At 56.4% G+C, this 20542-nt stretch carries 26 protein-coding genes and 2 pseudogenes; 13 read left to right on the top strand and 15 right to left on the bottom strand.

The genetic code is table 11. The features are described from left to right. The first annotated feature begins 210 nt into the window (after positions 1-210). Genes QA648_RS21320 through QA648_RS21305 form a run of 4 tightly spaced genes read left to right on the top strand, consistent with a single transcriptional unit; the run spans position 211 to position 2483 of the window. The gene (locus QA648_RS21320; protein ID WP_283053492.1) at positions 211-591 is read left to right on the top strand and encodes a hypothetical protein; all 381 of its coding nucleotides are present in this window, start codon (positions 211-213) and stop codon (positions 589-591) included. After that, positions 588-1805, top strand: a complete 1218-nt coding sequence (locus QA648_RS21315) for an Nramp family divalent metal transporter (protein ID WP_283053491.1) — start codon at positions 588-590, stop codon at positions 1803-1805. The genes QA648_RS21320 and QA648_RS21315 overlap by 4 nt, the downstream gene beginning before the upstream one ends. 1 nt (position 1806) lies before the next feature. Further along, positions 1807-2172: a hypothetical protein gene (locus tag QA648_RS21310; RefSeq protein ID WP_283053489.1), complete on the top strand. Its 366-nt coding sequence runs from the start codon at positions 1807-1809 to the stop codon at positions 2170-2172. Then, the gene (locus QA648_RS21305) at positions 2169-2483 is read left to right on the top strand and encodes a PRC-barrel domain containing protein (protein WP_283053487.1); all 315 of its coding nucleotides are present in this window, start codon (positions 2169-2171) and stop codon (positions 2481-2483) included. Before QA648_RS21310 ends, QA648_RS21305 begins: the two co-directional genes overlap by 4 nt. Positions 2484-2767: 284 nt before the next feature. On the opposite strand, the gene QA648_RS21295 is transcribed toward QA648_RS21305, so the two are convergent. The 5 genes from QA648_RS21295 to QA648_RS21275 form a co-directional block, all read right to left on the bottom strand. Further along, positions 2768-3697, bottom strand: coding sequence for a DUF3618 domain-containing protein (locus tag QA648_RS21295; protein ID WP_283053483.1), 930 nt, complete (start codon positions 3695-3697; stop codon positions 2768-2770). After that, on the bottom strand, positions 3694-4113 hold the full coding sequence (locus QA648_RS21290) for a phage holin family protein (RefSeq protein WP_260305969.1): 420 nt from the start codon (positions 4111-4113) through the stop codon (positions 3694-3696). The genes QA648_RS21295 and QA648_RS21290 overlap by 4 nt, the downstream gene beginning before the upstream one ends. Positions 4114-4132: 19 nt before the next feature. Next, positions 4133-4693: a nutrient deprivation-induced protein gene (locus QA648_RS21285; protein ID WP_283053477.1), complete on the bottom strand. Its 561-nt coding sequence runs from the start codon at positions 4691-4693 to the stop codon at positions 4133-4135. A 113-nt stretch (positions 4694-4806) separates the two neighbouring features. After that, a complete protein-coding gene (locus QA648_RS21280; protein WP_283053476.1) occupies positions 4807-4995 on the bottom strand; it encodes a hypothetical protein in 189 nt (62 codons plus the stop codon). Between the two features lie 123 nt (positions 4996-5118). Further along, a complete protein-coding gene (locus QA648_RS21275) occupies positions 5119-5376 on the bottom strand; it encodes a hypothetical protein (protein WP_283053475.1) in 258 nt (85 codons plus the stop codon). 510 nt (positions 5377-5886) lie between these two features. Here QA648_RS21275 and QA648_RS21270 point away from each other — a divergent pair. Further along, positions 5887-6141, top strand: coding sequence for a DUF982 domain-containing protein (locus tag QA648_RS21270; RefSeq protein ID WP_349254315.1), 255 nt, complete (start codon positions 5887-5889; stop codon positions 6139-6141). A 424-nt stretch (positions 6142-6565) separates the two neighbouring features. Further along, positions 6566-6670: pseudogene (locus QA648_RS21265) on the top strand (HU family DNA-binding protein); the annotation flags it as partial. 23 nt (positions 6671-6693) lie between these two features. Here QA648_RS21265 and QA648_RS21260 read toward each other — a convergent pair. Both QA648_RS21260 and QA648_RS21255 read right to left on the bottom strand, forming a co-directional pair. After that, positions 6694-6855: pseudogene (locus tag QA648_RS21260) on the bottom strand (DUF982 domain-containing protein); the annotation flags it as partial. A 232-nt stretch (positions 6856-7087) separates the two neighbouring features. After that, a complete protein-coding gene (locus QA648_RS21255; RefSeq protein WP_283053474.1) occupies positions 7088-7390 on the bottom strand; it encodes a hypothetical protein in 303 nt (100 codons plus the stop codon). 57 nt (positions 7391-7447) lie between these two features. On the opposite strand from QA648_RS21255, the gene QA648_RS21250 reads away from it, so the two are divergent. Beyond that, complete coding sequence (locus QA648_RS21250) at positions 7448-7702, top strand: DUF982 domain-containing protein (RefSeq protein ID WP_283053472.1); 255 nt, start codon at positions 7448-7450, stop codon at positions 7700-7702. 633 nt (positions 7703-8335) lie between these two features. Here QA648_RS21250 and QA648_RS21245 read toward each other — a convergent pair. Then, on the bottom strand, positions 8336-8974 hold the full coding sequence (locus QA648_RS21245; protein WP_283053470.1) for a dual specificity protein phosphatase family protein: 639 nt from the start codon (positions 8972-8974) through the stop codon (positions 8336-8338). A 495-nt stretch (positions 8975-9469) separates the two neighbouring features. Here QA648_RS21245 and QA648_RS21240 point away from each other — a divergent pair, with 495 nt between their 5' ends. Continuing rightward, positions 9470-10483, top strand: coding sequence for an ABC transporter substrate-binding protein (locus tag QA648_RS21240; protein WP_283053469.1), 1014 nt, complete (start codon positions 9470-9472; stop codon positions 10481-10483). A gap of 257 nt (positions 10484-10740) precedes the next feature. Here the strand turns inward: QA648_RS21240 and QA648_RS21235 are convergent, their stop codons facing one another. The 5 genes from QA648_RS21235 to QA648_RS21215 all read right to left on the bottom strand — a co-directional run bounded on the left by QA648_RS21235 (position 10741) and on the right by QA648_RS21215 (position 14856). Continuing rightward, positions 10741-11316: a hypothetical protein gene (locus QA648_RS21235; protein ID WP_283054343.1), complete on the bottom strand. Its 576-nt coding sequence runs from the start codon at positions 11314-11316 to the stop codon at positions 10741-10743. A gap of 74 nt (positions 11317-11390) precedes the next feature. After that, positions 11391-11681, bottom strand: a complete 291-nt coding sequence (locus QA648_RS21230) for a hypothetical protein (RefSeq protein ID WP_283053468.1) — start codon at positions 11679-11681, stop codon at positions 11391-11393. Between the two features lie 316 nt (positions 11682-11997). Next, positions 11998-13092: a GSU2403 family nucleotidyltransferase fold protein gene (locus QA648_RS21225; protein ID WP_283053467.1), complete on the bottom strand. Its 1095-nt coding sequence runs from the start codon at positions 13090-13092 to the stop codon at positions 11998-12000. Between the two features lie 189 nt (positions 13093-13281). Next, a complete protein-coding gene (locus QA648_RS21220) occupies positions 13282-14166 on the bottom strand; it encodes a hypothetical protein (RefSeq protein WP_283053465.1) in 885 nt (294 codons plus the stop codon). A 252-nt stretch (positions 14167-14418) separates the two neighbouring features. After that, positions 14419-14856, bottom strand: a complete 438-nt coding sequence (locus tag QA648_RS21215) for a DUF2513 domain-containing protein (protein WP_283053463.1) — start codon at positions 14854-14856, stop codon at positions 14419-14421. Here QA648_RS21215 and QA648_RS21210 point away from each other — a divergent pair. The 3 genes from QA648_RS21210 to QA648_RS21200 all read left to right on the top strand — a co-directional run bounded on the left by QA648_RS21210 (position 14840) and on the right by QA648_RS21200 (position 16515). Next, complete coding sequence (locus tag QA648_RS21210; protein ID WP_283053461.1) at positions 14840-15355, top strand: hypothetical protein; 516 nt, start codon at positions 14840-14842, stop codon at positions 15353-15355. The two genes, QA648_RS21215 and QA648_RS21210, sit on opposite strands and share 17 nt — an antisense overlap. 134 nt (positions 15356-15489) lie before the next feature. Next, positions 15490-16152: a hypothetical protein gene (locus tag QA648_RS21205; RefSeq protein ID WP_283053460.1), complete on the top strand. Its 663-nt coding sequence runs from the start codon at positions 15490-15492 to the stop codon at positions 16150-16152. Positions 16153-16242: 90 nt separating this feature from the next. Further along, on the top strand, positions 16243-16515 hold the full coding sequence (locus tag QA648_RS21200; RefSeq protein WP_283053458.1) for a hypothetical protein: 273 nt from the start codon (positions 16243-16245) through the stop codon (positions 16513-16515). Between the two features lie 27 nt (positions 16516-16542). Here QA648_RS21200 and istB read toward each other — a convergent pair whose 3' ends face one another. Then, positions 16543-17280: an IS21-like element helper ATPase IstB gene (gene istB / locus QA648_RS21195; protein WP_104825865.1), complete on the bottom strand. Its 738-nt coding sequence runs from the start codon at positions 17278-17280 to the stop codon at positions 16543-16545. Between the two features lie 12 nt (positions 17281-17292). Then, positions 17293-18822, bottom strand: coding sequence for an IS21 family transposase (istA, locus tag QA648_RS21190; protein ID WP_283047244.1), 1530 nt, complete (start codon positions 18820-18822; stop codon positions 17293-17295). A 453-nt stretch (positions 18823-19275) separates the two neighbouring features. Here istA and QA648_RS21185 point away from each other — a divergent pair, with 453 nt between their 5' ends. Next, positions 19276-19563 (top strand): transposase, encoded by a 288-nt coding sequence (locus tag QA648_RS21185; RefSeq protein ID WP_283053457.1) that lies wholly within the window; start codon positions 19276-19278, stop codon positions 19561-19563. A 106-nt stretch (positions 19564-19669) separates the two neighbouring features. Continuing rightward, positions 19670-20284 (top strand): GNAT family protein, encoded by a 615-nt coding sequence (locus tag QA648_RS21180; protein WP_283053455.1) that lies wholly within the window; start codon positions 19670-19672, stop codon positions 20282-20284. Positions 20285-20542 lie beyond the last annotated feature (258 nt).

The raw sequence follows: 20542 nt of genomic DNA, 5'->3' as shown, positions 1-20542 counted from the left end.
CCCGCGTAGGTTCAGAACTCACGGTTCCGAAAGGACACGGAGATCCCTGAATCTTCATCGGCATCACGTTTCTTCATCGATCCCTCCGCAGGCCACAGGGCTTGAATTCTCACGGATCGAGAGGCTTCAGCACATGGCATCGGGAACCCTACAGCCGCCATTCGATTATATTACGGAGATCGAGCTTGGGCATTCCGTGAGGCCACTGTGTTGAAGCTTTTCATCATCACCCTGCTGCTTGTGAGTATGACCGCTTGCTCGGATGAACAGCAGACCAAACGCCAAATTCGTGCGTTGCTCTCCTGGACTGCGACGGCGGACATGGCCCTGGACGGACGAGCAAAAATGCTTGTGTCGAAAAGCTTTACAGCACTCACCATGGAGCGATGCGGAAAGGAGATCGGCAGCCTGTCGAAGGAGCTTCCGACCTCTCCCCAGGACTTGACCGCACTGGCTGGCCGGTTGAACACGATTATCGGTGCCACGCATGACGACATCGTCAATGACCGAATAGGTACGGTTTCGCAGCATCTCGAGGATTTGCGAGGCGTCGAAGCTGAGTTGAAAGCAAGCGCCGGAACAGCACAATGAAAAAGCTGCTGCAGATATCGCTTGGTGTCGTCACGAGCATCGGCGGCTTTCTTGAAACGGGGAATATCGCAACGGCAAGTCAGGCGGGGGCGGCTTATGGTTTCACCCCTCTGTGGGCCATCATGCTCGGGACGATCTGCGTGATTTTCCTCGTCGAAATGTCGGGGCGGTTCGCAATTGCGAGCCATTATACGATCGCCGACGGAATTCGAGCCCGCTTCGGCTCCAACATTTTTCTTCTGACGGTAGCCATAGCATTTATCGTCAATCTTCTCGTTCTTGCCGCCGAAATCGGGGGCGTATCGCTTGCACTGCAGTTTCTGACCGGAGTGAAATTTCAATGGTGGTCGTTGCCGGTGACATTTGCTGTCTGGCTGTTGCTCTGGCGAGGCACGTTCGGCCTGATTGAGAACGGCATATCGTCTTTGGGGCTGATAGCTCTGTCATTCGTCGTTGCAGTCTTCGTCATGAGGCCACCATGGGACGAAGTCGCGAAAGGCATGGTGCCGACATTGCCCCGCGAAGATCCGCTGCACTATAGCTTCATCGTCGTCGGAATATTGGGCGCCCTCATCTCTCCCTATCTCCTCTACTTCTATTCTTCGGGCGCCATCGAAGATAAGTGGGACAAGAGCTACTTCGGCGCCAACCGCGCGATCGCAATCATCGGCATGAGCTTCGGCGCGATTATCACCGCCGCCATCATGATACTGGCTGCGATGATCTATCCCGCTGGAGGGATCGAAGACATCGAAGGATATGAGCAGATTGCCATGATCCTCACTCCCGCCTTCGGAAAATGGGGGCTTTATCTCTTTGCAACGTCACTCGGGATCACCTGCTTGGGCGCGACCCTCGAAGTGGGCCTTGCGCAGGCCTATCAGGTTGCGCAGGGCTTCGGGTGGAATTGGTCGGAAGACGCAAAACCGAAAGATAACCCGGCATTCTGCCTCGTCTATACGGCTTCGCTTCTGATTGCCATGATCCCGATAGCCGTCGGCATCGATCCGCTGAAACTCACCATCTTCTCGATGGCGATAACCGCCATCAGCCTGCCGTTCGGCGTGGTTCCTTTCCTCATCTTGATGAACGACCCGATTTACGTGGGAGAACACAGAAATGGGTGGGTCGGCAACGCTGCCGTCGTCTTCATCGTCGCGATGGCATTCGTACTTTCGATTGTAACCACACCCCTGGAAATCCTCGGAGGCTGACATGTATCTTGTTCGCGATGTTCTGGATAAGCAGGTCGTCGACCGTCGGCAGACTCGTATCGGAAAAGTCGACGGGATCGTGCTCACCGCAGAAAATGGCAGCCAGCCCAAGGTTGCCTTCATCGAAATGGGGACCTCAACGCGGATCCGAAGGCTGAGCCAACGGCTGTATCGTTGGATGCTCGCCTTTTCCACGACATCGCGAGCGGTCGAAGGTCAGCATCCCTATCGGATCCCATGGTCAAAAATCACGGATGTCGGCGTCGATATCGAAGCCGATGTCGACAAAAGCGAAACGCCGCTCGAACAATCGCAGGAATGGCTGAGGCAACATATCCTTCGCTACATTCCGGGAGGACTGTCGTGACGGAGATCCACCTGGAACTCCTGCTTGGAATGCAGGTTCACGACACAAATGATCGGCCGGTCGGGCGATTGGAGGAAATCAAGGCGGCAGCCGATGGAGAAGATTTCGTCGTTGTCGAATATCACCTGGGCGCTCTTGGATTGTTCGAAAGACTATCGGCAACGACGATCGGTCATACCATCCTGCGTCCCTTCGGCTTCAAGGAGCGGCCAAGCGGCCATATCGTGCCATGGGACAAGCTCGATCTGACGGATCTCTACCATCTGAAACTCAGTTGCTCCGTCGCCGAGCTTAAAACAAGAACTCTATGAACATGAGCTTTTCCGCAGGTAGATCCGTGGGCCGCTTTTTCTATGGACGAAGGCGCCGGGGCCGGATCATCGATATCTGCACAACCAGCCGATTGGTGTCCAAGCCGCTATACGTCGTCCTATCGTCGAGAGGACAATAGCTATCAGCCCTTCGACGGGCCACGTCGGGCAGGTCAGCCGCCTAGCGAAACGGCTGAACTCATCGCTAGCAGGTAATACTGCTGCGGTACGAAACAAACAGTCGTGGGGGAGAAGCCCAATCTTCTGCTTTTTGACACCCCAATTTACGCGGGATCGTATTTTGCGCTGGTGTCTCCCACCTTGTCTAGGACCTCTCGTGCAGTTCCGATTGCTTCGCTGGCCGCTTCAGTCGTCCTTGAGGTGATATCCCTGCGTAGCTGGTCAGAAACTTCGCCCACGGCATTGTCCTCGAACTCCGTATAAGGTAGCGCCGCTCCAATCGCTGCGCCGACCGCAAATGCAAGCGCACCGCCGACGAGCGGCTGATCGCGAAAACGCCTGAGAATAGCTTCGCTAAGCTGCCTGCTTTGATTCTCAAACGATTGCGCTGCACCTTGGACACTGCCAGCAACGGAATTTCCGGCTTGCGCAATCGACTCTTTCAGCCGATCGGCAGAGGTATTGAGCTGCCGCCAAGTGTCAGACGCCCAGCCGGAAGCCTCATCGAACAAGGCGCCAGCCTCGTCACGAATGTCCTGGATCTGTTTGCCGGTCGCGTCGGTAAAACCGCGATAAGCTTTCCCGCTCTGATCGACAAAGTGGCCGGCCCGTCGGCCGGCGGCGTCCGTCATCGCCCTGAAACGATTACCCTCTTCATCCGTGAAGTTGCTATACCGTTCGCCAAAGCTTACCTCTATGGGACCCATACGTCTTATGGCGCCCGTCACGATCGCCAGAGGGTATTCCTCCTCGGCGTCACGCCGCTCGGTGCGGACGCCAGGATTGGCGAACAGCCAGGCGAGGCTCACCCCCAGCAAAGTGACGGGAATAGGGTTGGTCCTAACCGCCTTGCCGAGATTATTGACATATTCAGCGCCGCCGCTCTCCCTCGCGTAATCGAGCAGTTCGTCTACGAGTTGGCCGGGGGACATGCGCTCCTCGATGGCATGGAGCTTTTCCTCGATCCTCTGCCGATCCGCCTCGATCTCTCGCTGCAGCTCGGCAGCCGAGTGGGAGTGAGAATTGTCGTTCATTGCACTCTCTCCTTTACGACGTCCACGTCCCGCCGCAGCGACGTCGCCGTTCTATCCAGCTTTAGGTTGCTGCCACGCAGCGTGGAAATCCCGCGCGCTACCATTGCCCAGGCAAGGCCCGCGACGATGACGCCGACAATAAGCGCCGAAAGCGTGTCGGCATTCGGCTCAGCTATGTTCCGTGCGACGAGAAAAGCGGCTAGGCCTTTGACGGCCGCGGCCAACAACACGCCGATGGCACCGATTGCGAATATGACGCCAATGAGCAGGGTTTCGATGCCTCCCAGCGCGCGGTTCAGGTTCTCCGATGCCTCCGCCTTCGCCAGGTCGATTTCCTTGCGAAAGAGCCCGGTTATATCGGTCACTAGGCCGGCCATGAGTTCGGTCAGAGAGCGGTCATCCCAATGATTTGCCATTGTCGCGATCCTTCTGGTACTACCCGTTTTTGAGGGGCTCGACACCTGCAGGCATTGAAGGAGTCGAGGTCCGGGAATCCGTCGGGCTGTTCCGACGGTGGGCTGAGGCCGTGAGCAGCCGGCTGGCTGTCAGGCCGGCAATCGCCGCGATGCCGAGAAAGGCAAGCGGCTGCCTCCGCCCGAAGTCTTCAACCATGCCCGCGATTTCCCCAAGATCACGACCCTCCATGTCGTGCGCGAAATTCTGAAGGGAACCACCAATTTGCTTGGTGTATCGGCCGACGGCCTGTTGGTTCGATCGTTCGAGTTCGGCTCCGATTTTTTCGAATGCCGATGCGATACCGTCGAGTTGGCGTGCAGCAAGATTCTTCTTATCTTCGGCCGCGTCGCTGACGGCGGTTTTCGCTTTCTCTGTTTGCTCATCGGTAAACTGCCGTAGCTCCTGTAAATTCTGCCGGATTGCTTCTCCCGAACCGTCCGTATTCGGGTTCTGGCTCGTCCCCGCTCCTATGCCTGGGCGATCGTCTGCATCTCGAGACGTCAGATCCGCAGGGCTTGGATCATCTGATTGAATGTTCATTTCGGCTCTCCCGTAGGAATCGCTAGATCAATTCCTAACTGAGCAATCGAAGCATGGTTCCTTGTTCGCAGGTGCTATTAGGACAACGTTCGCAAATGCTTACAGAGAGCCTTCTACCGCTCCGTGGAGTCGGAATAAACAAGGCGGGCGCCAAGCCCTGGCCCCGGCTCACAATTGACGGCTCGATAGGAGTGGTGGACAACGGCGTGAGAATTTTTGGCGGCATTGCGCTCGGGAACGTCTGGATACCTGCTGTCGGCATGCGTACCATAGCCGAGCTCTCCCCTTGGCAACCCGGTCATTCAAGCATCCACAATCAGCGCCATTCGGGTTGCGTTATATTGTATCGCAATCGGCAAGCCGTCACGAACAGCCCAAAGAATTGAGAGCGTCTCTCCACTGCGCCATTTGCAAATCAACCGACCCTAGGCGGGCCGCCGTTTGGTGCGCGACCCCCTAGCAGGGCGATGGCGATCGTTGATGCCGACGAGATCGACAAGCTGTTGCTCATCATGAACTCCTTCCCTGAAAAGTTCGATGATCATTGCTGCCACTAGCTCGCCTTCTTCACTTTCGCGCTCGATGTTCCTTTTCAGCAGAATGGCATCAAAGGCGCGTTGACAGGTGTCCAAATCAATTGAATCAAGCGCGAAATCACGCTTGCTGAGATACCTGCGGATCATTCCTTTCCTGCCTCCTCTTTTGGATTTTCCGACTGAAAATGATGTAATTTGCAGCTATTAAATTTCAAGAATTTGCCGCGGAACCGGAGGCCGGAAGTATCGTTTTCAGATCAAGTACCCTAAGCCACTTACACTAGACTGAACGTCGCCCTTTTTGCCTTGGTTCTCGGCGCGATCCTCCCAGACAGATTTCCCGCCACCATACGGTGGCGGGTTCTTTGCTTGTTCGGCGCTGATGGAATCGAAGGCAAAGAGGTGCCGATCTTGGAGGATTTAGACCCGAGGGCGCTCTTGAGTTCGCAGCCGTTGTAATTGTCGCAAGGTCGGGAATCTACTTCACAGGCGAACCCTTCGCAGCTCAACTACGGCAATGTTCGCAACTGCGGAACCGGCGAGTGCGGCCGCTCTGCAGGACCAAGAAACCGCGACTTCCTGTTTTGATTTTCCTTATGCCGCCTCTCCGGGAACATAGCTCCCAGTGCTTTGTTCGGATTGCGGAGGGATATCGCTATGGACAGACAATGGTGGGACCACCCCCTGATGCTCGAAACAAGACATTTGGGTCGAGCGGTCAGGATCAATAGCACCGAACGTGCCGCGGGATTTCTTTTGAACGAGTGGCCGAAGGAGAAAACCGGAAGGGCCTATGAAGGCGCAAAGCAAGCGCTTCTTGACGCGGTTGAGGGGCGAATTAGCACCGAAGCAGCACGAAGTGCGATGATCGCGGCTGCGCGAGAGGATGGCGTCTTCGTATACGGGGAATAAGGTCAAGCCGTCTTCCCGAAAATACAGGCGAGGCAACAAGAGATTTCGCAGCCGTCAGTGCGATAGGCTTGCGAATCCTGTTGCGCGACCGACCGCATCACTCGCAAACGTACCGCCCAGCACCCGTCGATCCCAATCTCCGGGAACGGTCTGCGAATGGTACGACGCGTAGTAGTGGTGACGGGAGCAGGCTCAGGGAGGAATTGCAACCGCGCAACGGCTTATTGAAGCAGGTTATGACGAGATTCGTATTCCGCGGCCTGCGGCGACATCGGAAAGATGATCACCCTGCGCAAGCAATCTATTGAATTTACGTCGTAAAGACGAGAAGTCGCCGCTTCCTGCAATCAGCTTCACGGTATCCAGAAGGATACGCAAGCGTTGTGCGTATCCAAACAGAACGCCCGTACGGCTATATGGAGGTGACTGTGAAGCACGCAATCTGGGGACCGGCGCGACGATCAAGGCACAGGCAAAGAAGCTGACCTTCCAGCCGGCCAATGCGTTGAAAGATGCGTTAAACAAATGACAACGGAAAAGCCTTGCTCGGTCGAGCGCACCGGGACAAGCTCTCACAGCGCGCCCATGGCGCTGTTCATCTCCCAATGGCCATTCGTTTTCGAGAAAATCCAGAGCGTCATAGACGCCGGTGAATTCGCGCTCCCAACCGCATTGGAATTGACGCGGTAGAATATCAGAATACGGCTCGTTCAAGCGAAACGCCGCCTATGCTATTTTCAATTCTGGCGGCAGTCAGTAAAAAAAGAAGCTCAGATATTATGTCCAACAAGGACGCGGCAGGGAACGCATGGCGCGGTCCCTGCCGTGCTTGAGAGCCAACTACTGATCGGCGCTGCTCTCATGCCGCATCGCGAGGCGGCTGGCGAGCATAGGGACATGCTCGCCTATCATGAAACATCCATTCACTTCATTTGTTCCCGCAATTTCAGAGATCACAGTCAAACTCGGGAAAACCGCGACGCCGACCACACTGCCCCTCCAGGTGAGAAGCGATCATATCGCGATTGGCGTGGTGTATGAGCAGCGTCTCGTAAAAGGCTGTCAGAATGTTTTCTGCCAATTCGGTTTCCAAGCCATTCATGCGAAGCAAAGTAAGTTTCTGCTCCTGCTCCAGCACCTTTTCTTCGCATTCTGCGATATGGCGATCGACCGTCTCAAGGTCGGCTTGGGCGAATATCATCTCCTTGCCCTTCCTGCTGGGCTGAGTGTCGCTGGCAAAAAAGCGCACCACACGCTCTGGAACCCCGTTCAGCGATCATAGTTTTAGTATCGGGAGGATACGAAGATGACGCTGCAATGGTGGACCGTGCCGGTGACGATCGAAACGCGCTTGGTTGGTCGATATGTTACCATCAACAGCACCGAAAAAGCAGCCGAATATATGCTGGAGGAATGGCCCGGAAGCCAAAACGGGAACTCATTCCTCGTCGCAGAACAGGCGCTGATTGATGCTCATGAGGGCAAGATTTCAACACAGGAAGCGCGCCGCGCGTTTTTAGCGGCAGCAGAAGAAGCTCGAATCTTTTTCTTCAACCAATGAGTAAAACGCGGCAGGGAACCATGGGAGCGCGGTCCCTGCCGTGTTTAAGAGCCTGCTGTTGACGAGTTAAAGGGGAAACGCCAAAGCAGCTCTCTTGCCGCGCCGTGAGAGTAGCGGCAGGCGAGTAAGGATTAGACTCGCCGTTTCTCAAACGCCCACTCGCTTCATTTGTTCCTACATGGACAAATGCGTAATAAAATTACGAGTTCCGGAAAACCGCCGCCTACACCATCTCCGGCGGAAATGGCGGTGGCGGCAACGGCAACCTGCTAGCGGCGGCTCCGTTGAATATCTCGACCTTGGCTAGGTTTAGCGGACACCCCGATCACCGCGATAAGTGGGCCGCAGATTTTTGCCGCCCCATTTCAAGAGCGTAGCGCGTATCTCGTGAGGTCGCACCTGTAGCCCATAATCCAGCACCGCCCGCTCAAGGTTGGTTTGAGGACCGATTTGGTACCGTCGGTAACCAAAGTGGCGTATATCTTTGACGACATGATTATGTTCTAAATTAACGATCGGTCGCACCCGCGACTGACGATTGAAACAAAGCACTGCATGGTAACTATAGCCCCTGTCTCTGACGCGGATGGGGGCTTTTTCGTTGATCTTCACGCAGCCGCGCCGGAGCAGCCTTTACCCTCCTACCATTCGGTTATTTGTGTTGGAGGGCTGTTCGGACGGCAACTCCCACGCTGTATCACTATCTCCAAACAAGCCTTCGATGTTTTCGAAACTCTGGTCCATTGGATAGGCTTGGCTGAGGACCGGGACGGAGAAATGCCCATACCGAATGGAGAGCTGCGCTTGCGCCGACGCTTCGTCCGTTTTTGCAATTGCAGCCAAATAGAGAGCAGATGCAAGGCCGGTGCGGTCGGCACCACTCTGACAATGAATAAGAAGTGGTTTCGGAGCAGCAGCAAGGATTTTTATCAAGCGCCTCATCTTCTCGGGGGACTGAACCTGACGGGCCGACATTCCGAAATCGATGTGGATGATCCCCTCACCTTGCGCCGCGGCACGCTCATTCTGGTACCAACTGTCTTGAGGGTTGGCGCCTCGCAAGTTGACGATCGTCCTTATCCCATACTTGGCCTTATAGGCGACGATCTCAGCGGCAGACGGCTGGGCGGAGCGGTAGACTTGATCGGCGATGACGACATGAAAGTTGTTGGTTGCCGCCAGAAAGCCGGCATAGCTCCCGCACGCAATGACTGCGAAAATCACAGCCGCACATATGATTTGTCGTCGCATGCCCCCGAAAAACCACCGCATACATCTGCTCCACGAAGCCCGCTGAGCCTTTAAGTAGCGCAACTTGCTGACGAGAAGCTGAAACGCTTGGTAGAATATTTGATTCAATGACCTCGGTCGTTGCAGCTTGAAAATGACTGGCCGATCGTCCTTCGCCGAAGGACGTCCGTCTTCCAATAAAACAGGGGGACCAGCGCAGCGGCGAGGTGAGCAATAATTGAGGCCCACAGCCAATCCGCGCCTCATCCGAGGTGCCCGTCAGCCAGATATTTTCTATGACCGTGCGATGATGGAAAAGGTCGTACGATTGCCGCAGCAAACTTACCCACGCTTCGCTGCGGTCTTGCGCTTTTGTAAGATCCACCGGCGGAGGCGAGCGGGCGTGCAACCTGTGCATTGTTGTACTATTGAACTGAAAGCTTGCTGAAAGCTTCGGTCCGCTACGTTCGCATGTGGATTTCGTAGAGGACGCCGCGGGGAGCGCGGCGGGCGATATCCGTCCAGGAGGAGACTTTCATGCGTTCATCACGCGTTTTCATTTATTCCACGGCCCTGTCGCTCGCGATGGCGGCCAGCTGTCTCGGCACCACAGCCGCCCACGCCGCTGAAAAAATTTCGATCATGGTGGGCGGTTATGAAAAGCAGATCTATCTGCCGGCCAAGCTTGCGGAAGGCCTCGGCTACTTCAAGGACGAAGGCCTTAATGTCGAGCTCGTCAACGAACCCGCCGGCGTTGATGCGGAAAACGAAATGCTTGCCGGCGCTGTCCAGGGTGTCGTTGGTTTCTATGACCACTGCATCGACCTGCAGGGCAAGGGCAAATTCGTCGAATCCGTCGTGCAGTTCAGCCAGGCACCCGGCGAGGTGGAACTGGTGTCCAGCAAACATCCTGAGATCAAGTCGCCTGCCGATTTCAAAGGCAAGAGCCTTGGCGTCACAGGGCTTGGCTCCTCCACCAATTTCCTGACGCAATATCTGGCAGTCAAGAGCGGTTTGAAGCTTGGTGAATTCACTTCCGTCCCGGTCGGCGCCGGCCAGACCTTTATCGCCGCTATGCAGCAGGACGCTATTCAAGCCGGTATGACCACCGAACCTACGATCTCACGCATGGTAAAGACCGGCGAAGCTAAGGTTCTGATCGACATGCGCAGCATGGCCGGCACCAAGGCCGTCCTCGGTGGCACCTATCCGGCCGCCTCACTCTATATGGACATGGCCTGGGTCGATGCTCACAAGGAAGAAGTGCAAAAGCTCGCAAATGCTTTCGTCAAGACGCTGCGCTTCATCAACACCCATTCCGCCGCCGAGATCGCCGACAAGATGCCGAAAGACTTTTATGTCGGTGACAAGGAGGGCTACGTAAAGGCGCTTGAAAACGGCAAGGCGATGTTTACGGCTGATGGAGTGATGCCGGAAGATGGGCCGAAGACCGTTCTTGCGGTGCTCTCCGAATTCTCCAAGAATATACAGGGAAAAACGATCGACCTGTCGAAGACCTACACTACGGAATTCGTCAAGAAGGCCATGTAAGCCAAATCAAACTACCCGTTTCCGCCAACGCGGCAGCGGGTAGTTCTTACATCGTGTTAAAACTGAAGGAGATTCCCGTATAGTCTCCACTTAAGCGGCTTTTGACGCGGCCGCTTGCGGGAAAGTCAATCAAGCGGCGAGTGGCAGCCATGATCCGTTCGGCGGCGGCGCATAACCAAAGTCGGCATCATCAAAATACAGGACAGGCCGCTCGACATAGACGATTTCTGGTGGTGGCGGCGGCACGTCATACTCGATCATCGAAAAAGACGAGGGCGGCTCCAGTGCTGCCTCGAAATGCACCAGACGACGGCGGCGTCCCAGACATGGGGAGCTAGAGCCTTCTCGTCACGCACGATCATCAAAGTCGCCAAAGAAGTCGAGTCCTTTCGGGCGAGAGAAAATCTTACTCCTGGTCTTCGTTTGCTGTAGGTGGCACAGCTCTCGTCGTCGCTTCGCGGTGGCCTCGAACCGGTGAACACCGCGATCGCCGTGGAGCCCTCGCCGTCGCTCCACGTGGCGAGATAGGTGACCTTGCCTGCGCCGCAGAGACGGTTGCCGTTCTTCAATTCCGGATCAAGCGGCTGCGCGACGCGATAAACCGATCCCGGCACGCGCTTGCCATCGACTACCAAATTGTCTGCGATCAAATCCGAAAAGGTAAGCCCCTTGCCGTTCTCAAAGGTGATCCCGTCATCATCCATATCGATGTCGCCGGTAATGCTCATGGCAGTGTTGCTGCTTGCTGAGTAATGGTCTGCCGCCATTGCGGATGAAAAGCAGGCAGCGCTGGAGATTGCTGCGAGAAATACGGTGATAAGGGTCGTGCGCATCTTGCCCTTTCGAGGTCGGGGAGCGGTTGGATTGTACTCGGGGCGCCGGCCGAGGCCTGCGCTCCGATCCGTGATCAGTCGTTGATCGGCTTCAGGGACGAGATAATCCCACTGACCGCGTCATCATGCTTGGCCTCGTCTTCCGTCGAGCCCCAATAGGTGATGACCAGCATCTTGTGTTCGGACGGCTGCGCAAATGCGAGTTGCACATGCACCGGGCCGTCCTTATCGGTGCCGTCCCACTCGAGATGGCCGAGCTTCATGCCATTTAGGGTCGTGTCAGGAAACTCATGCTTGCTCTTCGCATCGATATTCACGCCATTCTTGACGAGGAAATCGACGGCGTTGTCGACCGTCTTGTCCATGGTTGCATCATCTGCGATATCGATCGAAAAATAGATGGCGGAATCTGGCGAGCATCGCCTGCGTGCCGCGCGGCGTCTTCGGAGATGACGGCAGCACACGTATATCCCGTCCTTTCACGTCCCTGAGCATTGGAGCGGCAAAGCTTGCCGCGCCCGGTTGGTCTGGTTTTCGGACCTTGCCTTCATCTCTTTCATTTCCGCCGCACTGAAAGGTTAGACCATTTTTTCTCTTGAGCGGACTCGAACTGTCGGCACTATATTTGTCTTCGCCACTTCGAATCAAATCAACTGCTTAGCCTTGGAGTTGGAAGACGGTCTATTCTCCAAACGGAAGTTCAATTTCTTCGCGGTTTCTTTTTGCGCCCTCGGTCAGGACCGTGTTGAGCCGCTCGGCATCTTGTGCCGGCAGCATTCCCGCCCCGGTTCGAATACCTTCTCGCCATGTAGGCCCGCGCTTCCATGCTTCGTTGTAGACGAGCGCCAAGTCGGGAGATCGCCTTGTCTGCTGCAGAGCTTCGAAGAGCAGCGCAGCTTGTCGGATATCCTTCTCACGCTTCGCCGGCCCCTGCCCGTCGGTGTTTCGGCGGCTGGCGACTATGAGCTTGTGGACCGCATACCGGGACGGATCAGGGACGACGACTGGGACACCGCTTCGGTGGAGCAACATTGTCCTGACGGGGTCCCTTATGAGGAAGTCGAGAAAGCGCAGTGGATCCGCGCTGGCGCCGCCAAGAGCGGGCATCTTCGCCGGCTGATCGATGTAGTCATCCGAACCACGGTTCGACGTCAGGAACTCAACTCTGTAGCCGTCGGCATTTTGAAACGCCGACGAGGCCGCGGAGCCCGATCGGTGTGGAACTGGCCGGAAACTAGCGTCGACGCCCTGCAGCAGTTCAAGGATCGGAGGCAGACTATCTTCAACCTCCCGACTGATAGCATAGTCCTGGGCAATGTCCGCATCGCCGGTCAGGATCGCAGCTATGGGAAGGCGGACGCCCAGCAGTCCTGAATAGCACTGAAAGGCCACCGTGCCGATGAGAACACCCCGGAGCCGAAAGAGACCCCCATCGGCAAGAGCCTCGACGATATCGCCCGACATGGCGTCAGGGGCGATCATCCCGCCCTCGCGGGTCAGGGTATTTACCAAGCGCCTGCGAGCGCGTAGATCATCCTTGTCCCGCTTATGATCAGCTACGCGCTGCGCGATAACCGGATCATCAGCGGAACCGACGTAACGACGTTTCGTACCACCATGTCCATCCGGGATGTCGAAATACCAGTACGTGCGCCCCTTAACGTTCGCCGGGGTGAACCGACCCTCCGGAGGGAAATCGGCCGTCCAAGCGGCGTCGAGCGAGCGCTGACCGAGCTCGGCGAGCATCGTCTGATACATGAGGTCGATGGACTTCATAGCTCGACTCCAGTGTTATACTGTTTTTCAAAAACAGTATAACGGTCGAGAGGATGGGTCGCAAGATAGGATACCACCTCTGTCGCCTTAAAAGGAATCGAACCGCCGAGCCCTAAGTCGACTTGACTAAGCCCTTGATAAGTCTGCCACTGCGCGGCAGACCTAGTCGGACTTCACCCGGTATCGATCCTAACACCATTGCGGGATTTCATCGTAGATTTTATTGAAATGCTTATCGAATTCACTTGTCGAGACGTCGTCGAGCCAGCGGAGGTTCGGGTAAATTCCGAGCATCACGCTCAGGATCGCTTCGCTGCCCGCAGCCGCACTGCGTACCGCCGATCCGGCAGCTTCCTCTGATATAGAAAGATGCCGATGCTCGAGCAGAGCGGCCGCAACAGCCTTTGCTCGAAATGGTGCCGGCGGATGCGAGAGAGTGTCCAACGAAACGGCATGCCAATTGGATCGGTCAGATACACGAAAATAGAGAAACACCATTGTCAGAACGAAACCTGTTATGGCTTTCTCGTCGGCAAGCAGCTTCGCTCTGAGGATTTTAGTCATTTCGAGTTCAGCCTTGAGGCTCAATTCCCTTTCAAGGACTTTGATCGTCCTCTCGAGGGCAAAGCTGTCGGCTATGATCTCCCTCGCCTGCGAGGCAATGGCACCCGGAGAGGCGACCTCGCTGGGCTCTGTCCTGTCAATGAAAATGGAGGCACGGTCCCCTCCGCTGCGGCGTCGCCCATGATCATACCAAAGATGGCCCGCCTCATGATAAGTCACGAAGCGAAATAGGACGCTTAGGATCACCAGAAACAGCATCTGCCGCTCGGGATGAGTAATCCATGACGCTGTTTCGAACTTCCAGTCAAATGGTACGCCTTCGCCGAGAAGCGTGCGTGGCGTTTGAACCGATCGTTCAGCGGTCGGCATCCATCGCGCTTCAACCGATCCCTCAAACGCCGGGAATACACCGCTTTCGGCCGCAGTTGCGGCAAGCCTGCAAAGCAGCCAGAACATCCCCGCGTGGATCGCTATAACGTCCATCTCGTCCTGTATAGCGACCGCCTGCATCTGCACTCCCTCGACGAAGGTGAAGCAGCATTCATGGGTCTTCTTGACCGACCTGCAGATCTCGCGACCCTCGATGTGAAACGGCACCAGGAAACCCGATGCGTCGTCCGGTCGGGGATCGAGCCGCGGGGGAAGACCGTATCGTCGCAGGATAACGTCAAGTGCGTCCATATCGTCCAATCTTGCTTGAGGGCGTGATATCCATGCGTTCCGACGTCAAAAGTGTGTATTACAGCTGTGGTCGAGATAGTGTTAGAGTGCGATGCCAGTCCGATCTTCAATCTGTTTTTTCAGAAAGCCCTTGGCGAGGTCCTGCAGAAGATCGAGCGTAAAACCTTTTGCGGATAGCGCGCCCTCCTTCGTCTTTTTCCAGATTTCCGGATCCCTGACACTTTCAAGGAAGTCATGCCCTGACCAAGTTAGCCGGATCGGCATGATATGGTCGAACGCGTATTGATCATCGGGGACGGTATCACCTTCAATTAGTCTGGCCTCGATAAGCAAGCGGAGATGCTCGGCGACAACTTGTGGCTCATGACCCCCAGCTTCAATCTCGACATCGCCGCCGAGGCCCTGGTCGATTCCTCGATCTGCAAAAAGTAGATCCCGCACCAAGTCCATATCGCGCTTCAAAACGGTCCCCCGAATGTTGTTGAGAAAAGAGCCGACTCGATTGATCGACAGCCGCAACAAATACTACCCTAGATACATGATCAAAACACCGTTAGACAGGCGCGTTTCTGTGGTGCTTGAGGGCGAAGCCGCCGAACTTCGCCTCAGTGAATTACGTGGCATGCCCTATCTCGTCTTGCTCGGCGAGCCAGGAATTGGAAAATCCACAGCGCTCGAATATGAGGCGAGTCAGGAAGATGGGGAGCTTCTGACCTGCCGCGAAGCTATGAACGGAATCCCGATTGCTTCCTCGTCGACAGCATATCTCGACGCGCTTGACGAATATCGCGCCGGGGAAAATGGCAAGGACAAGCTTTTGCAACTTGCCAACGCGATTACTCAAAGCGGGGTCGCGCGTTGGCGCCTGCCCGCCGGTCATCGCAATCGTTGCTCTTCGGCAAAGCTACTTCAGCGGCGAAGGACAGCCATCGCTTGCCGATTGGGGAGTGAAGCGCCTTGCGCGCGATCCAGATTCAAGCTCAGAGCAGGTTCTTCGATATTGGAATTCTGCGCTTGACGCCGGAGACCAGGATCTTGATGCGATCCACCATCTGGCTTCGTCGCGAGAGCGGGATTTCGTTTCTGGGTTATTGAAGCGCCTCCTGCAGGAGCGCCCGAATCTACCCGCTCCGGGTTCGAGCGGGAACACGCGTGGTTGCCACAGGTCCTTGGAGGGACTTCGCGCCATACGCGTTTTGCCTGCTGCTGTCGCTTCCCAAAGCCTACCCAGCTTGGTGGCGCGCATTCGGAAACGACTACACCGCTCAAGGTCAGCTATTTGAAGATCTCACTGCAGAGTCGGTAGCCGCCACTTTTGGCGGTTGGAGTGTGCATAAGACTGGCTGGTCAGCAGCAACTCCAAACAGGATTTCAGCGATCGTCAGGGAGATCGCGGATTTGCTCGGCGAGGTTACCGGCGACGTCGTGCGATGGAGTGCCGCAAAGGCCAAGGAAGCCGGGCTTGACATGCTTTGCTTTCGCCCGTTTACCGACGGGCGCGTTGGAATACCGGTGATGTTATTTCAATGCGCGAGCGGGATGGATTGGAGAAGCAAACTTCACGCGCCGGAAATCCGCGTTTGGACGAAAATAGTGACATTTGCATCAGAGCCAAAAAAGGCATTCGCAATGCCGTTCACGCTTGAAGTCGATGACTTTCGAAATCACACCAATGTTATCAACGGGCTGTTAATGGATAGAGATCGCCTCCTGGCTCCTGGGAGAACGCAAGCGGTCTGGACTACTCCGGCATTAAACGAGCAACTGTGCCAGTGGATAGAACCAAGGTTGGCGACGTTGCCTCCAACGGAATAACACTACGCGCTTATAGACGCGGTAATCCGGAACTTCGTTCATTGGGCATCATCCCCTTTGGCAAGATCGACAATCTTGGGGAAGGCCCGGTTGCGCACATTCGAGCCGCAACGCTTCTGCAATGAAGTCCCATTTTTGGAGCATCTGGCCAGCAAGGGTGTCGAGATCTTCGACAGGCAAGGGGTTGGTTTGCTGACCGAAGCCGGACTTTGGGGCTGCATCCGCTATCATGGCCTTGTCGGCGACATGGTGATTGTCTCCGACGTGCCGATTCCGATGAAGCCGCCCCTTTGTTCCGAGATGATTGCGCCCCTTGATTCCGGGATGATCTCGCCCCTTTTTAGTGGGGTCTGCAGGCGATGATTGTTGTCAGTTCATTTAGGCAGGGTGTCAAGCTTTTCGGGGCAGGTTTCGGCGTAGGCTATCGCCGCTCAATTCGATGCGATGAGCGTTGTGAACGAGGCGATCCAGTATGGCATCGGCGTAAGTCGGGTCTCCTATGACGCCATGCCATGCCGATACGGGAAGTTGGCTGGTGATGATGGTTGATCGGCGGCCGTAGCGATCTTCGAGGATTTCGAGGAGGTCGTGCCGGGCTTGTTCGTTGAGCGGTTCGAGGCCCCAGTCATCTAGGATCAGGACTTGAACATGGCCCAAAGTCCGCTGCAGCCGGGCATACCTGCCATCGCCCCGAGCGAGCGCAAGCTGGGCAAATAGCCTTGGGACACGCTGATAGAGAACGGAGCGATCGTCTCGGCAAGCCTTGTGGCCGAGAGCGCAGGCTAACCAGCTTTTTCCGACACCCGAGGGTCCGCAAATGGCCAGATTGTCATGAGCGTTGATCCAGTCGCCGCCGAGCAGCTTCATGAAGAGCGCGCGATCAAGGCCGCGCTCGCTGCGATAGTCGACATCTTCCGGGGTGGCCTGGTGGCGAAGCTTGGCAAACCTGAGGCGTGCGGCAAGCTTACGATCGTAGCGGGAACTCCACTCCCGTTCGAGCAGCAGTCCTAGCCACTCGGCGTGCGAGAGATGTTCGGCTTCGCCGTTGGTGACGAGCTCCCCGAAGGCCTTTGCCATGCCGGCCAGGCCCATGGAATTGAGTTTATCGAGTGTTGGATGCGCAAGCATTCTTCGTTCTCCTTAGTGGTAATAGCGAGGTCCGCGGATGTTTTCGTGATGGATCGGTTCATGCGAAGCCGGTCCATTGGTGGAAGCCGTTCGATCAAGATGATTGTCGAGGATGGAGCGCACCGAACCGTAGGTCCGGGCCCCGATCTCCAGTGCACGGCTGCAAGCAGCGTTCACTCTGTCGCGGCCAAAGCTTTTGTTCAGGCGGATAATTCCCATGCAGGCTCGAAAGCCCTGCTCCGGGTGCGGCCTGTCGGCGAGGATCTTCTCGCACAGCAACGCCACCTCCGGCCCGATGGAAGAGGCCTCGCGTTGAATGCGTTCGATCGTCCAGTCGGCAAAGCGGCGATGGGCTGAGGGCATGTGATCGGGAATCGTCGTGTGTTTGCCATTGCCGCTGGAGCGGCGATGGGCGGCTATTCGCTCGCCTTTGTGGAAGATCTCGATCGTATTGGCGGTGATGCGCGCCTCGACCTGCTCGCGAGCGAAGCGATAGGGAACGGAGTAATAGTGCCGCTCGATCTCGACGTGGTAATCCAGCCCGGCACGCCGGATACGCCATTCCGCAAAGACATAGCGTTCCACAGGCAATGGCCTTAAAGCGGGCCGGTCGAGCTCTTCGAACAATTGGCGGCGCGTGACGCCAACCCGGCGCAGGACACGCCTGTCGTTCAAATCATATAGCAAGTCGGCAATCGCCGCATTGACCTCGGCCAGGCTGTGGAAGGTGCGGTGGCGAAGGCGGCCCAGCAGCCAGCGCTCGACGATACGAACCGCAGCCTCTACTTTCGCCTTGTCGCGAGGACGGCGTGGCCGCGTCGGCAGGACGGCGCTGCCATAGTGGGTTGCCATCGCACAATAGGTCCGATTGACTTGGGGATCGAAGTGGCACGCCTTGATGATCGCCACCTTGGCATTGTCGGGAACCAGCAAGGCTGGCGCACCGCCGAAGAACTCCAGCGCCTGGATATGGCATTCGATCCAGTCGGGAAGCGTCTCGCTCCACCGGGCATGTGCATATGAAAGGCTCGACGCGCCCAGAACCGCCACGAACAGATGGGCTTGTCGGGTCTTGCCGGACAACCGATCGACAATCACCGTGACCGTGTCGCCGGCATAATCGACGAACAGCTTGTCGCCGGCCATATGATCCTGCCGCATCGTCACCGGCAGCTTCAGAGCCCAGCCCCGGTAGAGGTCGCAGTAGCGACTATAGCGATAACCATCCGGATGACGGCTGATGTATTCGTCCCAGAGGATCTGCAGCGTCATATGCTTGCGCTTCAGCTCGCGATGGACCTGTGCCCACTCCGGCTCAGGAGCGCGACGGTGCCCAATCTTCGTCCCGGCCGCCTTGTAAAGCGTTGCCTCCAGGACTGTATCGTTGACGTCGTCGCCGAGAGGCCACGACAGCCCGGCTACCGCCGCACGCCGTAGCGTCTCGCGCACCGTCGAGGGCGCAGTTCCAACCCGCACCGCAATCGACTTGTGCCCAAGTCCTTGCTCAAAACGATATCTCAGTATCTCGCGGACACGCCGCATCTCCAATCTCTCCGCTGGCATCCCGTTCCTTCCTCGTCAACGTCGAAGGAAGAAACTTCACACCTGCAGACCCACCCTTGCCAGACGCCTCCAAGGGGGCGGCATCATCTCGGAACAAGGGGGCGACTATTTCTCGGAATTGGGGGGCGACATCATTTCGGAATCAGGGGGCGGATTGCCTCGGAATTTGCATCCGACGATGCCGGCCAGTTCCGGATCGGCAATCACGCCCTATGCTGGGTCCATTGCGAGCGGTTGCTGCAAAAGTTGATGCCGGCAAAGGCGAAAGAGGTTCGATCGGTCACACTGGTTCGCGATCTCGTCTGGCGATTCTACAAGGCGCTGAAGGCTTGGAAGCAGTAACCCTCGCCATCCGCGATCCCCGCCTTCCGACGACGGTTCGACAGGATTTTTACGCTGCGTACCGGCTATGACGCACTCGACGCCTTGCTGGTGCGTCTGCATCGTCGCAAGGCGGAACTACTGCGCGTGCTCGAGCGGCCGGAAATCCCACTCAACACCAATGCATCGGAGAACGACCTGCGGACCTTCGTCACTAAGCGAAAAATCTCCGGTGGCACCATGAGCAGAGACGGCCGGATTGCTCGCGACACCATGCTCGGCCTGATGAAGACGTGCCAAAAGCTTGGTCTGTCTTTCTATCACTATCTCGGCGATCGGCTTGGTGTCCGCGGCAATGTGATTTCACCTCTGGCAGGTCTTATTACGGCAAAAGCCTGAGCCTTCGAAATATCTGACGGATGTGATCGGCAGTTTAGCGTCGTTGACCTGACGTTACATTGCGTTAACGTGAAGACTGCGATTTTGCGAAATCAAGGAACGTCAGGTGACAGCTATAGAAGCATCCATATTGTCGGGCCAGAACGTCGATTTGCTTCCGTTAGCACATGAACACCACGACCAACTTGTAGAAGCCGCAAGAGACGGCAATCTCTGGCAGTTGTGGTACACCGGTGTCCCCGCACCTGAGGACATGTCGGCGCATATAGATCGATGCCTCGCACTCCAAGCGTCCGGCGTCATGATACCTTTTTCGGTCTTCGATAAACGTACGCTGCGTTTGGCCGGAATGACAACGTATCTCAATATTGATCGTGCAGGTCCACGTCTTGAAATTGGCGGGACCTGGTACGCCACTCGCGTTCAGAGAACACCGTTAAACACGGAAGCAAAACTGTTACTCCTATCGCATGCATTCGATAGCTTCGGCTGCCTGGCGGTCGAGTTCCGCACGCATTCTATGAATCACCAGAGCCGACGTGCCATCGAACGCCTGGGAGCAAAACTCGACGGCGTTTTGCGCCAGCACATGCGCATGCGTGATGGAAGCCTTCGCGACACATGCGTCTACAGCATTATCCCTTCAGAATGGCCAGCAGTGCGAAGCAATCTTAAATGGCAGCTGGAGAAGCCCCGCACGAGCACTGATCTATCGGCGTAGTTTGCTCTCGGAGTGACAACGAATTCCGTCGAATTGCTGGTCCGAGTAAATGGACTTTGGAAACGTCCGAGGGTCTGACAATTCTGGCGCATCTGCCGCTCAGTGTCCCCTGCCCACTGCCAAGTGGAAAGCGCACCAGGGGCGCCGCCGCCTACCAGTTCGGCACTGCCATCGAATTTGCCCCAGTTACCGATTCTCGTACGTGGGGCACATTCGGTGGCAGCGTTTCGGTGAGCGAGCATAGAAGTGTGCATAACC

Origin of the sequence: Rhizobium sp. CB3171 (assembly GCF_029714265.1) — a bacterium.
Lineage (GTDB): Bacteria > Pseudomonadota > Alphaproteobacteria > Rhizobiales > Rhizobiaceae > Rhizobium.
Note: the sequence above shows the minus strand (reverse complement) of the source record. Positions and strands in the feature narration are given on the sequence as shown.